This is a genomic window from Pseudomonas fontis (assembly GCF_028656955.1).
GTDB classification, from domain to species: Bacteria; Pseudomonadota; Gammaproteobacteria; order Pseudomonadales; family Pseudomonadaceae; genus Aquipseudomonas; species Aquipseudomonas fontis.
On sequence record NZ_JAMDGY010000017.1, the window covers coordinates 68,686 to 82,411 of the forward strand.

At 65.6% G+C, this 13,726-nt stretch carries 9 protein-coding genes; 8 read left to right on the forward strand and 1 reads right to left on the reverse strand.

Annotated features, from left to right (window positions below):
* Window positions 1-4: 4 nt before the first annotated feature.
* The gene (gene gspG / locus M5G11_RS06740) at window positions 5-427 is read right to left on the reverse strand and encodes a type II secretion system major pseudopilin GspG (RefSeq protein ID WP_273911211.1); all 423 of its coding nucleotides are present in this window, start codon (window positions 425-427) and stop codon (window positions 5-7) included.
* A 174-nt stretch (window positions 428-601) separates the two neighbouring features.
* Between gspG and M5G11_RS06745 the strand changes: the two genes are divergently transcribed.
* The 8 genes from M5G11_RS06745 to M5G11_RS06780 all read left to right on the forward strand — a co-directional run bounded on the left by M5G11_RS06745 (window position 602) and on the right by M5G11_RS06780 (window position 13,675).
* Entirely contained in the window at window positions 602-1,207 is a 606-nt protein-coding gene (locus M5G11_RS06745; protein WP_273911212.1) for a lytic transglycosylase domain-containing protein, read from the forward strand.
* 255 nt (window positions 1,208-1,462) lie between these two features.
* Entirely contained in the window at window positions 1,463-7,270 is a 5,808-nt protein-coding gene (mnxG, locus tag M5G11_RS06750; RefSeq protein ID WP_273911213.1) for a manganese-oxidizing multicopper oxidase MnxG, read from the forward strand.
* A gap of 18 nt (window positions 7,271-7,288) precedes the next feature.
* Complete coding sequence (locus tag M5G11_RS06755) at window positions 7,289-9,235, forward strand: YncE family protein (RefSeq protein ID WP_273911214.1); 1,947 nt, start codon at window positions 7,289-7,291, stop codon at window positions 9,233-9,235.
* A 32-nt stretch (window positions 9,236-9,267) separates the two neighbouring features.
* Window positions 9,268-9,912 (forward strand): SCO family protein, encoded by a 645-nt coding sequence (locus M5G11_RS06760; RefSeq protein WP_273911215.1) that lies wholly within the window; start codon window positions 9,268-9,270, stop codon window positions 9,910-9,912.
* Entirely contained in the window at window positions 9,909-10,571 is a 663-nt protein-coding gene (locus tag M5G11_RS06765) for an SCO family protein (protein WP_273911216.1), read from the forward strand. The genes M5G11_RS06760 and M5G11_RS06765 overlap by 4 nt, the downstream gene beginning before the upstream one ends.
* Before the next feature lie 3 nt (window positions 10,572-10,574).
* Window positions 10,575-12,095 carry a cytochrome c/ABC transporter substrate-binding protein gene (locus M5G11_RS06770; RefSeq protein WP_273911217.1) on the forward strand — a complete coding sequence of 507 codons (1,521 nt, stop codon included), beginning with the start codon at window positions 10,575-10,577 and terminating at the stop codon, window positions 12,093-12,095.
* Window positions 12,096-12,250: 155 nt separating this feature from the next.
* Window positions 12,251-12,916, forward strand: coding sequence for a SurA N-terminal domain-containing protein (locus M5G11_RS06775; protein WP_273911218.1), 666 nt, complete (start codon window positions 12,251-12,253; stop codon window positions 12,914-12,916).
* A gap of 222 nt (window positions 12,917-13,138) precedes the next feature.
* Window positions 13,139-13,675 carry a response regulator gene (locus M5G11_RS06780; protein ID WP_273911219.1) on the forward strand — a complete coding sequence of 179 codons (537 nt, stop codon included), beginning with the start codon at window positions 13,139-13,141 and terminating at the stop codon, window positions 13,673-13,675.
* The last annotated feature ends 51 nt before the right edge of the window (window positions 13,676-13,726 follow it).

Genomic DNA, 13,726 nt, shown 5'->3' on the forward strand with positions numbered 1-13,726 from the left:
AAGGCTATTGCCAACTGGTGATCTCGGCATTCTCGCCTTCGCCACCGGGCTGGCCATCCTTGCCCATCGAGAGCAGGTCGTACTCGCCGCTTTCACCCGGGTAGCGGTAGACATAGGCATGCCCCCATGGGTCTTGCGGCACCTTCTTCTGCAAGTACGGCCCGGTCCAGCGGGCTTCGTCGCTGGGGGCTGCCACCAGCGACTGCAAACCCTGCTCGGTCGAGGGGTAATGCCCGACCTCCAGGCGATACAGGTCCAGCGCCTTGCCCAAACCTTCGATCTGCGCCCGCGCCACCTTGGCCTCGGAACGGCCAAGTTGGGCGAAATACTTGGGGGCGACGATGCCGGCCAGCAGGCCCAGCACCACCAGCACCACCAACAGTTCCAGCAGGGTGAAGCCGAGTTGATCACGGCGTTTGTTGTTCATGCCCAGGCCCTCCGGTGTGTGCCTGCAAGCTTTTATGCAAATGCCGTGCGCGTCTGCGCCGGGCCTTGTGGGGCAAGGGCCGGCAGACGGCACAGTGCTTGCGTTAACCCCTGAAAACCTCGCCAGGCGGGGGATAACCCCCACTAATTGGGGAAGCAACGGGGAGGCGGCAACATGCGCATTCTGACCACCGCACTGCTGGCCTGGCTGGCCGCAGGCAACCCGGCCCAGGCCGATGTGTACATCTCGATTTCCGCCACGGGCAGCTATGTGCTGTCCAACGTGCACCGGCCCGGCCGGCACTATCAAAAGGTGATCGCCGAGCCCGGCCCGGCCGTGGCGGTCACCGCGCAACCGCAGTTGATTGCCGGCATGCCCTATGCCGAGTTGATCGCCGCTGCGGCCCAGGCCAACGACCTGCCCGAGGCCCTGCTGCATGCAGTGGTGCAGGCGGAGTCGCGCTACAACCCCAATGCGCGCTCGCCCAAGGGCGCCGCCGGGTTGATGCAACTGATGCCGGACACGGCCAGGGAACTGGGGGTCGACAACGTGCTGGACCCAGCGTCCAACCTGCAAGGCGGGGCGCGTTACCTGAAAAAGATGCTGACCCTGTTCGACAACGACATCGAACTGGCAGTGGCGGCCTATAACGCCGGTCCCGATGCGGTGATGAGCCGGGGCAAGGTGGTGCCGCCATTTGCCGAAACCCGGCGCTATGTGCCGAGTGTGCTGCGCCAGTACCGGCGGTTGCAGGGGATGGCAGTGGATGCGCCGCTTTAGCTTTGTGTCGTTGCAATCGCCGGCAAGGCCGGCGCCCACAGGATTGAAGTGTGAGCTTGGCCATTGTGGGAGCCGGCCTTGCCGGCGATGGGGCCCAAAACCCCACCCCCAACTAAGGGGAAAGCCCCCGGCCCCAATCCCCAATTTCCTTAACACTCCTCCATAACTACCTGATTAAAAGCACAAAAATATTCTGGCGCGAGCCTTGCAGAGACTCCTTAAACGTCCCACCGCGCACTCCTGAGGCACGCCACGATGAGCCCAGTCAAAGGCACTGTCCTGACCCAGTTGCTGATCCTTGTCACCACCTTGTTCGGCCTGGAATCCTTCGCCGAAGCCGCCGTGCGCTGCGAGCGCACCCTGGTTGCCAATATCGTCGCGCTCGACCAGCCGATGATGTTCAACCGCCTCGGCGCACAGAACCCCAACGGCATGATGTTCGCCCTGCGCCGCGACGTGGTCGACACGCGCAACGTGCCGCTGAGCAAGGGCGGCGCCGCCGTCCCCGGCAAAGTCTCGCTGCGCCCCGACAAGCGCCCACGGCCCCTGGTGCTGCGGGTGGCGGCAGGCGACTGCCTGACCATCAACCTGCAGAACCTGTTGGCCTACCAGGCCAACCCGAACAAGCACCTGACCGACGAAGCACTGGAATCAGTGGTCGACGACCAGGTCACTGACCGCCACGTCGGCTTCCAGGTCAACGGCCTGCAAGCAGTGAACGGTATCCAGGACATTGCCGCCTTCACCGGGCGCAACGGCAACTTCCTCGTCGCCCCCGGCAACACCCGCTCCTACACCTTGTTTGCCGAGCGTGAAGGGGCTTTTGCGGCGACCAGCAAGGGCGCAACGTTCGGCGGCGAAGGCGGTGCCGGCAACGTCGCCAACGGCCTGTTCGGCCAGGTGATCGTCACCCCCAAGGCCGGGCGCACCTACCGCAATACCCTGACCGAAGAAGAGATGCGCCTGAGCACCACTGGCCGCGCCCCCACCGGGCAACCCGTGGTCGACTACCAGGCCCGTTACCCGCAGCGCGAGCCGTGGATCACTGAAGGCAAGGCGGGCATGCCGATCCTGGCGATGGTCGAAGGCAGCGAAATCATCTCCAGTGAAGCCGACGCGATTGTCATGGGCCCCAACACCGATGGCAGCTTCCCGCCGTCGACCTACCCGCTGGAGAGCATCGGCAAGCGCAACCCGGCGCTGCCCAACCGGCTGGAGCCGTTTCGCGATTTCGCCTCGATCTTCACCGATGAAGCCGCTGTCAGCCAGGCGTTCCCCGGCTATTGGGCCGACCCGGTGATGGGCCATGTGCTGGAGCCGGCGCGCGATTCGTTCATGATCAACTATGGCTCCGGTGGCATGGGCGCCGAAGTGGTGGCCAACCGCCTGGGCGTGGGGCCGATGCACGACTGCCTGTCGTGCGCCTATGAAGAGTTTTTCCTCAGCTCGCACACCGTGGGCGATGTGGCGATGCTGGTGGACGTGCCGGCCAACGTCGGCCTGGAGAACATCCGCCCCGGCGAAGTGCCGGACCGCAAGGACGTCGGGGTCAAGGCCAGCATGGCGCTGTACCCCTCGGAGCCGGCCAACGTCAACCACAGCTACATTGGCGACTTCGTCAAATTCCGCAACAGCCACAATGGCCACGAGCAGCATATCTTCCACCTGCACGGGCATCAGTGGCTGTTCAACCCCAATGACGACAACTCCGACTATGTCGACGCCCAGGGCATCGGCCCAGGCGTTGGCTACACCTACGAAATCGCCAATGGCGGCTCGGGCAACCGCAACCGGGTAGCCGGTGACGCCATCTATCACTGCCACTTCTACCCGCACTTTGCCCAGGGCATGTGGAGCATGTGGCGGGTGCACGATGTGTTCGAGGAAGGCACCCGGCTGGAGGTGTCCGAGCAGGGTAACGATGGCTACCACACCCAGCCTTGGGCCTTGCGCAGCGGCAAGCCGGTGCCTGGTGCACGGGCCTTGCCCGATGGCGAGATCATCGCCGGCACCCCGATCCCGGCCATCGTGCCGCTGCCTGGCAAGGCCATGGCGCCGATGCCGGGCAAGGTCGCGGTAATCCCGAAAATGGCTGAAACCCTGGTCGCCGAGAACGACGATGACGATGAACAAGAGGAGGGTGACGACGACAGTGGCCACCACAACGAGGGCGGCTTGCAGGCCATCGGTTCGGTGGTATTGGTAGACCGCAGCGACACCAACCGCAACGCCGATGGCACCCTGAAAAACCCTGGCTATCCGTTCTGGATCGGCGGCATGGAAAGCACCGTCGGCCAACGCCCGCCAACCCCGCCACTGGACATGCTCGCCCCGGAGCAGGCACGCAGCCTGCGCGACAGCGGCAAGGCGCTGTGGGCCAACCTCGACCCGGCCCAGGTCGGCGGCTGGGACGGCGGCCTGCCGCGCCATGCGCTGGACGGCGTGGCGGCCGGCGGTGAAGCAATCACCACCACCACCGCACTCGATTTCTCCAAGCAGATTATCCGCGCCAAGCCGGTGTACATGCCCGAAGAGGGCACCGAGGTGGAGCAGGCGGCGATGGTCTACCACTCGAAGCTTGAGCACCCCAGCTACGCGCTGCTGCCCGGCAACCAGCTGGTGGCGCGCAACTTCCGCACCAATGGCGCCTTGCCGGTGGCGGGCGCACCGTATTACGAACCCTGCATGGACGACCGCGCCAAGCGCCTGACCCAGGCCGCCGGCACCGGCGAGTTCCACAGCGGCGAGCGCATGGACGGCATGAGCTTTACCGGCGCCTCGCCGTTCACTGCTGATCGTCCGCGCATCTACAAAGGCGCGAACATCCAGTTCGACGCGGTGTACAACAAGGTCGGCTACCACTTCCCGCAAGCGCGGATCATCAGCCTCTGGGAAGACGCCTGGGCGGTGATCAACAAGCAGCGCCCACCTGAGCCGCTGGTGATGCGCATGAACACCTTCGATTGCGTGATGTACCAGCACACCAACCTGATCCCCTCGTACTACGAGATGGACGACTACCAGGTGCGCACCCCCACCGACGTGATCGGCCAGCATATCCACCTGCCCAAGTGGGACCTGACCGCCGCCGATGGCTCGTCCAATGGCTGGAACTACGAGGACGGCATTCTCTCGCCCGGCACCGTGGTCGAGCGTATCGATGCCATCCGCGAGTACAACCAATGCACCGCCAGCGACCCGCGTGAAGGCACGCCGGCCTGTCCGGTGGCCAAGGCCCACCCGTACTTCGGACGCTACGGCCGCGCCGACTGGATGGGTGCGCGCACTGCCATGCAGCGCTGGTTCACCGACCCGGTGATCAACATCAACAATATCGACCGGGGCCTGGGCACCATCTTCACCCACGACCACCTTGGCCCATCGACCCACCAGCAACTGGGCCTGTACGCCACCGTGCTGGCCGAGCCGGCCGGTTCCACCTGGTACCACGCCGAGACGGGCGAGCAGCTGTACAACCCGGCCTTGCGCCAGGATGGCGGCCCGACCTCGTGGCAGGCGGTGATCGCTGCCGGTGACCTGGACAACGACGGCAAGAACGACAGCTACCGCGAGTTCTTCCTGGAGTTCTCCGACTTCCAGCATGCCTATGAAGCGGGCGTGTACGTGGGCGCCGGGCCAGACGGCAAGCCGAATGCGCAAGCCTACCCGGCCACCGCCGAAAGCTTCCGCTTCGCCATCAACCCGCCCGTGCGGCAGATGGCCTCCAACCTGCTTGAAGCGGTCGTCGAGTCGCGTGGCGGGCTGGCGCCCGGCTGCCCGACCCGGCCATGCCCGCAAGCGATCTCGGTGGATGACCCCGGCATGTTCGTCGTCAACTACCGCAACGAGCCATTGGGCCTGCGTATCTACGACCCGAACCGCACGGCGCCGGATGGCAAGCGCGGGATGCAGGCCGACGGCCTGCCGGGTGACCTGGCCTTCGCCATGCAAAGCCGCACCGACCGGGTGATCCCTGCGATGAACCTGGCGCCGTCGGCGATAACCTCGGCAGTCGGGCCTACCGGTGGCACCACGCTGTTCCCGCCGCACATCAACAAGGGCGGCAGCGAGCCGGGTGACCCGTTCACCCCGATGCTGCGGACCTATTCAGGTGACAACGTGCGCTTGCGCATGCACGCCGGTGGTCATGAAGAGGAACACAACGTGACCCTGCACGGGGTGAAATGGCTGCAAAGCGGTTCGGGCTTCGGCAGCAGCTCCAACTCGGGCTGGAAGGCCTCGCAGATGGTCGGCATCTCCGAACAGCTGGGCTTCATGGCACCCGTGGCGATGATCTCCAGTTCCGCGACCACCACCGGTGACTACATGTACTCGCTGGACGCCTCGCTGGAAGGCTACTGGAACGGGGTCTGGGGGGTGATGCGCAACTACACCGCCAGCCGCAGCGACCTGTTCGCGCTGCCGAACAACCCCAAGCCGATGGCCGCGCGCAACACCGTGGCATTCGACGGGATCTGCCCACGCTACACCGCCAACCCGAACGGCATTGGCACCCGGCCTACCGTGCAGCGCAACTATGAAGTGGTCGCGGCGCTGGCCAATGACATTCTCGGCAACTCGCTGAACGTCAGCCTGACCGACCCGGGCGGTATCGGCCAGCACGTCGGCGGCCCGCTCAAGGCCAATGGCGGCACCCTGGTGTACAACAGCCGCGCCACCAATATCGCGCAGGTGACGGTGGTGGACGAAGAGGATGGCGAGGTGTTCACCCTCGGTGGCCACAGCGGCCCGCTGCATGACCCGACCGCGATCCTCTATGTGCGCAAGGCCGACCTCGACCCGGTCAGCGGCAAGCTCAAGGCCGGTGTACCCATCGAGCCACTGGTGCTGCGCGCCGGTGCCGGCGACTGCATCAACGTGACCCTGGAAAACCGTCTGCCGGTGGTGATGCCTGACCTGGCCAGCACCGCCGTGATGCAGAACGTGGTCAAGCGTGATCGCAACGGCGGCGAAGGCTCCACGGCATTCAACAACAACCTGATGCGCCCCTCCAGCCATGTCGGGCTGCACGCCCAACTGCTGGCCTACGACATCACCAAGTCGGACGGCGTCAACGTCGGCCAGAACCCGGTGCAGACTGTACCGCCACGCGCTGGCAACAGCGGCGCCTACCCGAACAAGGTGTTCCAGTACTACGCCGGGCACCTGGAGCGTGAAGGCAAGCCGGTGCTGCAACTGGGCCGCAGTGTCGACAACATCAACACCACGGCCATCGAATTCGGCGGCCTCAACCTGACCCCGGCAGACCTGATCAAGCAGCCGCAGAAAGGCCTGGTGGGTGCCATGAGCATCCTGCCGCAAGCCGCCACCTGGACCGAAGACGGCGCCAGCCGCGCCTCGGCCACCGTGCAAGCGAGCGGGCAGACCGCCTACCGCGACTTCGTCACGGTCTGGCAGCGCGCGGTGAACATGCGCTGGGCGGACGGCCGGCCGGTAGAAGGCATCGGCACCGAAGGCAATGGTGTGCCGGGCGACCCGAAAGACAACTCCGGCATGAGCATCAACTACAAGTCCGAGCCGCTGTGGTTCCGCTTCGGCCTGCCGCCGGATGCGCCGTTCGGCCATGCCGACGGCCATGGCCTGGCCGATGTGCCAAACGCCCATATGGCCTACAGCAACAGCCTGGTCGGTGGCGACCCGCAAACGCCGGTGCTCTGGGCCAAGCCCGGGCAGCCGTTCCGTACCCACGTGCTGATGCCCAGCGGCGGTAGCCGAGGGGTGACCTACCAGCTCGACGGGCACCTGTGGCCGCTGCATGCCTACCAGGCGGAGAAGTCCGACACCGGTGGCTACCCGATGAGCCAGCCGGGGATCGGTTCGGTGCGCTTTGGCTACAACCCGCAAGCGATGTACATCGGCGCCCAGGAGAGCGTATTGCCGGCCGCGCACTTCAGTTTCATGCACCCGAGCGCCGGGGGCGGCAATGCGGTCCTGGGGGACTACCTGTTCCGCGACTATGCCGCCTACGGCAACGTCTCTGGGCTGTGGGGGATCTTGCGGGTCACCAATGAAGCACCACCGGCAACGCCACCAGCGCAGTAAAAGGGAAGGGGACGCGCCATGATCAAGAAGAATCGACCGCTGTACCTGGGCATGCTCACTGGCGTGCTGTTGATGGGCCTGGGGGTGGCTTATGAAAGCCTCTGGTGTGACCCTCGTGATGCGCTGACGCAGGCACAGCCCGAGGCGGCCCATCGCCTGAGCCGCGACGGCATTACCGTGGAGTTCGAAGCCCGGCCCCTGGCCGGAAACCAGGAACTGGTCGAGGGCGGCTATGCCAATGTGCTGTTCCGGGTCACCGAGCAGAATTCGGGGCAGCCGTTGTCCGGGGTATCACCGGGCGCCTGGATCGACCCGGCGCTGACCGGCGATGCTGCCAAGGACCGCGACAAGAGCTGCAAGGCGCGGGTGGCGTTGTTCCTCAAAAGCAGCATCGGCGCGCGGCCACTGCTGGACCTCAACAGCTACTTCCTGCTGGTGCTGAACAAGGACGCCAGCCTGACAGTGATCGACCCGTCGGTGTCGGTGGGCGGCGTCACCAGCACCCTGGCGCGCATCGAGCTGAGCGCCCCGGCGATGGACTGGGTAGCCAGCCGCGATGACAAGCAGGTGTACCTGTCGCTGCCCGAGGTGGGCAAGGTGGCGTTGGTTGATACCGCGACCTTCCAGCACGTCGCCGACCTGCCCGCAGGCCGCCAGCCGGTGCGCGTGGCGCTGCAACCGGACCAGCGCCTGTTGTGGGTGGGCAACAATGCCAGTGATGACGCCCACAGCGGCGTGACCGCCATCGACACGCAAAGCCGCACTCCGGTGAAGTTCTTCGCCACGGGCGGCGGCCATCATGAAATCGCCTTCAGCGAAGACTCGCGCTACGTGTTCGTCAGCAACCGCGACAGCGGCACGCTCAGCGTGATCGACAGCGCCGAGCTGAAACAGGTGCAGTCGCTCAAGGTCGGGCCGCACCCGTTGTCGGTCGCCTACTCGGCGCTGTCACAGGCGGTGTATGTGGCCGATGGGCGTGATGGCAGCATCAGCGTGATCGATGCCCGCAGCCATACCCTGCGCAAGCGCATCCAGGCCCAGCAAGGGCTGGGGCCGATGCGCTTCAGCCAGGACGGGCGTTTCGGCATCGTCCTCAATACCCTGGAAAATCGCGCGGTGGTGATTGACGCCAGCAACGACAGCCTGGTGCACAGCCTTGCAGTGTCTGCCGAGCCGTACCAGGTGACCTTCACCCAGGCCTACGCCTACATTCGCGGGCTGGCTTCGCCGAAGGTCACCATGATCAACCTGTCGACCCTGGGCCAGGGCCGCCAGCCAATCATCCAGGGCTTTGATGCCGGGCCCGCTGCGCCGCGCCAGGCCGGCGACCTGCCGCTGGCCCAAGGCCTGACCAGCGCACGCGACGAGAACTCGGTGTTCGTGGTCAACCCGGTGGACAACACCACGTATTTCTATGCCGAGGGCATGAACGCGCCAATGTCCGGCTACGCCAACCGTGGGCACAGCGCGCGCGCCGCGCTGGTCATCGACCGCAGCCTGCGCGAGGTGACCCCGGGGGTCTACAGCTCGACGGTGAAGCTGCCGGCAGCGGGCAATTTCGACGTGGCCTTCCTGCTCAACGAGCCACAGATCATCCACTGCTTCAGCACCCAGGTAGCCGAGTCGCCGAACGCGCCGCGCCATCAGGTACCGCGTGTGGAGTTTCTCAACGACAAGCCGACGGTGCAGCAGGGCAACCCGTTCGTGGCGCGCTTTCGCCTGGTCGAAGGCAGCGGCGCACCGCGCCCTGGCGTGCGTGACCTGTCGTTGCGCTACTTCCTCGCGCCGTCTTCGCGGGCCATGACCAGCGAAGTCAAGGAACTCGGTGAAGGGTTCTACGAAGCGCCCTTGCAGTTGGCCGAAGCCGGCGCCTGGTACCTGCATGTGCAGGCGCCATCGCTGGGTACCGCGTTTGCCGAAAAAAACTACACCAGCCTGCGGGTGCTGCCCGCCAAGGCGCAATAACCCAGCCGACGAACCCGTACGAGGAACGCGTGATGAAAGCACAAACCCTTAGCCGACTGTTCGTCCTGTGCCTGCTTGCCGGGGCGATGAACCTGGCCCAGGCGCATTCCGGCGAGCATGCCGGGCACGAGGCGCCGCCTGCCCGTGCCGAGAAAGCCCAGGTGCGCTTTGCCGATGTCTCCCTGCTGGACCAGAACGGCATGCCGGTGCGCCTGGAGCAGGATCTGGTCGGCGACAAGCTGGTGGTGATGGGCTTTATCTACACCAGTTGCACCACGGTTTGCCCGGTGGTCTCGTCGATCATGGGCAAGGTCCAGCAGCAGTTGGGCGGACGGGTGGGCAGCGAGATCCAGTTGGTATCACTGAGCGTCGATCCGCAGCGCGACGACTCCCGGCGCCTGCTCGACTACTCCCGCGCCTTCCAGCACGGGCCGGGCTGGAGCTGGCTGACCGGTACGCCTTACGCGGTCAGCGAAACCCTCAAGGGTTTGGGCAGTTTCAGCGCCGACCTGGGCAGCCACCCGCCGCTGATCCTGGTGGGCGACGGCCATAGCGGCCACTGGACGCGCTTCTATGGCTTCACCGACCCGAACGTGCTGGTCAGCGAGATCAACCGCTTGAGTGCGCGCCGGGTGCACGCCAAGCACACCGCGATTGCCCAGGAGCAACTGCCATGAGCACGGTCAGCAGCCGGGGGGCGAGCATGAGAACCTTTGATTGGGTGGTGTTGGGCGTGTGCCTGTGGATCCTTGCCTCGGTGGCGTTTGCCCACGAGGGCCATCAGCCCGCAGCCAATGCCGGGCCGGTGGCGGTGCCGAGTACCCCGGCGGGCGGCACCCGCGATGCGCAAACCTATTTCACCGACACCCTGTTGCGCGATCAGAACGGCAACCAAGTGCGCTTCTACAGCGACGTGCTCAAGGACCGCGTGGTGCTGCTCAATGTGATCTTCACCCACTGCAACGATGCCTGCCCGCTGATCACCCGCAAGTTGAAGGAAGTGCGCGAGGCGATGGGCGAAGCAGCGGCCAGCAAGGTCACCTTCATTTCGCTTACCAGCGACCCGCTGAATGACTCGCCGGCGGTGCTGAAAAGCTTTGCCCAGAAGCAGGGGGTGGATGGCCCCAATTGGCTGTTCCTGACCGGTGAGCAGGCGCAGATCGACCTGGTGCTGGCGCGCCTGGGGCATATGCTGCCCAGCCCCGAGCAGCATTCCACCCAGCTGATTGTCGGTGATGTGGCGGGTAAGCGCTGGAGCAAGATTCGCCCGGATGCACCGCCCCAGGCGATTGCCCAGCGCCTGACCTTGCTGGCCCAGCCTGTGGCGGGCCTGTAGGCCATGAACCTCTGGCGCAGCGGGCTGTTGTTGCTGGCGCTAAGCCTGGGTAACCCGGCCCTGGCCCTCGACCTCAGCCCGCAGGAACTGGCCGGCAAGCGCCTGTACCGCGAAGGCGTGTCGGCGGCGGGTGCCGAGGTGGTGGCGCGGGTGGGCGCGGCGGACATGCAGGTGCCGGCCAGCGTCACGCCTTGCGCCAGTTGCCATGGTGCCGATGGCCAGGGCCGACCGGAGGGTGGGGTACGCCCGCCGTCGCTGAGCTGGCAGCGCCTGGCGCTAGGGCGGGGCGAGCGCCAGGCCAATGGCCGGGCATACCCGGCGTACAGCGAGGCGAGTATTGCCAGGGCGATTCAACAGGGCCGCGACCCGGCGGGCAATCGACTCGACCCGGCGATGCCGCGCTTTTCCCTGGCCATGAGCGACCAGCGCAACCTGACGGCGTACCTCAAGCGGCTAGCCGATGACCGCGACCCAGGGCTGGAAACGCAGGTGTTGCGCCTGGGCACGTTGCTGCCGCAGGCCGGTGACCTGGCGCCAGCGGCGCGGGTGGTCGGCGCGGTGCTGGCAGGCAGTGTTGCGCGGATCAACGAACAAGGCGGTATTCATGGGCGCCAGTTGCAACTGGTGGTGCTTGATCCGGGCCCGGACCTGGCCAGTGCCGAGCAGGCGCTGGACCGCTTGCTCGGCGAGGAGCAGGTGTTTGCCCTGGTGATGCCGCTGGCGCCGGCGCTGGACGCGGTGTTGGCCACTCGCCTGGAGCAGGCCCGGGTGCCGCTGGTGGGGGCGTTGGCGCACAGCGCTTACAGCCGGCAGATATTCGAGCCGTTGGCGGGTGTGCGTGAACAGTTGCAGAGCGTGGCCGGGTACGCCGAGGCCAGCCTGCAGGCGCAGCGCCTGAGTACGCAGATTGTGTATGCCGGCAGTGAAGCGCGGTCGCTGGCCGAGGCGCTTCAGGCCGACTTGCAGCAGCGTGGCTGGACGCAGGTGCAGGTCGAGGCCTTCAGTAGCCAGGTGCCAACGGCTGAGGCGATTTTCTATCTCGGTTCGGCGCCGGCGTTTGCCGAGCTGACTGCATTGCTGGAGGCGGCGGGACGTGCGCCGTACCTGTTTGCGGTGTCGAGCCAGATGGGCAGTGAAGTGGCGCGGGTGCCGGCGCAGTGGTCGCGACGGGTGTTCCTGGCGTATCCGTTCATCCCCAGTGACTGGACGGCGGCGGGGCGCGATGGACTGAGCGCGTTGCGCGAGCGCGAAGGGTTGGATGGGCGTCAGGCGTTGCTGCAGGTGGGTGCCTGGTGTTCGATGGTGTTGCTGGAGGAAGGGCTCAAGCGGGCCGGGCGTGATGCCAGCCGCGACAAGCTGGTGGTTGCGCTGGAAGGCCTGCATGACGTGCAGACCGGGCTTACCCCGCCATTGAGCTTCGGCCCTGGGCGCAGGCAGGGGCTGGAGGGGGCACATGTGGTGACCCTGGAATTGCCTGGGCCGATGTTTTATCCGGTGGCGCCGTATCGGCGCAGGGATTTGTGATGAACATGATTCGACACCGAGGTGCTCCCTTTCGCCGGCAAGGCCGGCTCCCACAGGGGGACAAGATTGAAAAGCCTATGACATCTGTGGGAGCCGGCCTTGCCGGCGATGAGGCCCGCCCAGGCCACCGACCCACTCCGATCTGGAGGTGACTCATGAAACTCTTCCTGTTGATCCTGATCCTCATCGCTGTCGCCCAGGTCTTTCTGCTCAAGGCCGAGGAAGGCGGCATGGCCGCCGCGCGGGTCAATGGCGTGGCGATCAGTGAATACCGCCTGGAACGCTACTTCGCCGAATACCTCGAAGACCAGGGCCGCAACCTCACCAGCATCCGCAGCCCCAGCCTGTACAAGCGCCTGCGCGACCAGGCCCTGCAAGACCTGATCGACAAGGAGCTGCTCTGGCAGGAGGCCAGGCAACGCGGCGTCGAGGTCAGCCAGGCCGCCGTCCAGGCGCGCATCGACGAACTGCGCGCAGCCTTCGGCTCCGCCGAACGCTTCACCCGCGAACTGGCCACCGCCGGCTTCGATGAGGCCTCGTTCGCCGACTACACTCGACATGAAATGGCCGCACAACAGGTCTATCTGGCCCTGACCCAGGTGCCTGAACCCAGCCCCGAGCAGGTCCAGGCGTTCTACCAGGAAGGTAAAGAAACAGCGTCCCCCGCACAGAACCAATTCGCGGGCGGCCCTGTCGATCGAGAGCAGGGACTGGCATTGGCAAAAACCCTCCTTTTCGAGCGACAACAGGCGCAGGCGCGTCAAGCGCTGCTGCAGCGCCTGCGTAGCCAGTCCCAAATAGAACGGATTGACGCGCGATAGGGGTTGCCCCCACTGTTGGGGGTAGCCGTAGGGGCAAAGAGCCAGCTAGTCCCCGGGATTGGGGGCAAGCGTGCGTGACCGTTTCTTCAATGCTTGCAAATTCATAGCGTTACCGCTGCAACGAGCACCGTCTCGGGTCTGGCACGAAGCGTGCGTAAGCCTGTACAAGGCCGCACTCTGCCGGACCGGGAAACCGGGCCTGCGTCGTTCAAGGAGTCGACCTTGGTGAATACAGTTTTGGTAGTCGATGATGAACAGACCCTTGCCAGCAATATCCAGGCATACCTGGAGGCGCAAGGCCTGAACGTCCATGTTGCCCACGATGGCGAGGAAGCCATCGGCAAGGTCGAGCAGATCCAGCCCGACGTTGCCGTCCTCGACTTCCGCTTGCCCGATATGGAGGGGTTTCAGGTTCTGGAGGCTGTGCGCAAGAAGAACGGGAACTGTCATTTCGTGCTGATCACCGCCCACCCGACCGCCGAGGTCCGTGAGCGGGCCAGCCAACTGGGTGTCAGCCATATCCTGTTCAAGCCTTTTCCGCTGGCGGAACTGGCCCGCGCAGTCTGCGACCTGATGGGTATCCCGCGGGCCGGCAAAGCCGCAGCAACATCGGAAACAGGGTTCGTCGAACGCCGCCAAAGCCGTAACCAGAGTTTCCCCCTGCAGTTGTACGACGGCAGCTGGGTACTGGCGGACAGACGACGCAATGGTGCGAGCCCGCCGGCTCCTGACGACGACCAACTGCTCACCGGGGAGTAGGGCGCGAGCAAACTGATCCCTGGCTTGCCGCGCTACCCGCAGCGTTGGAGA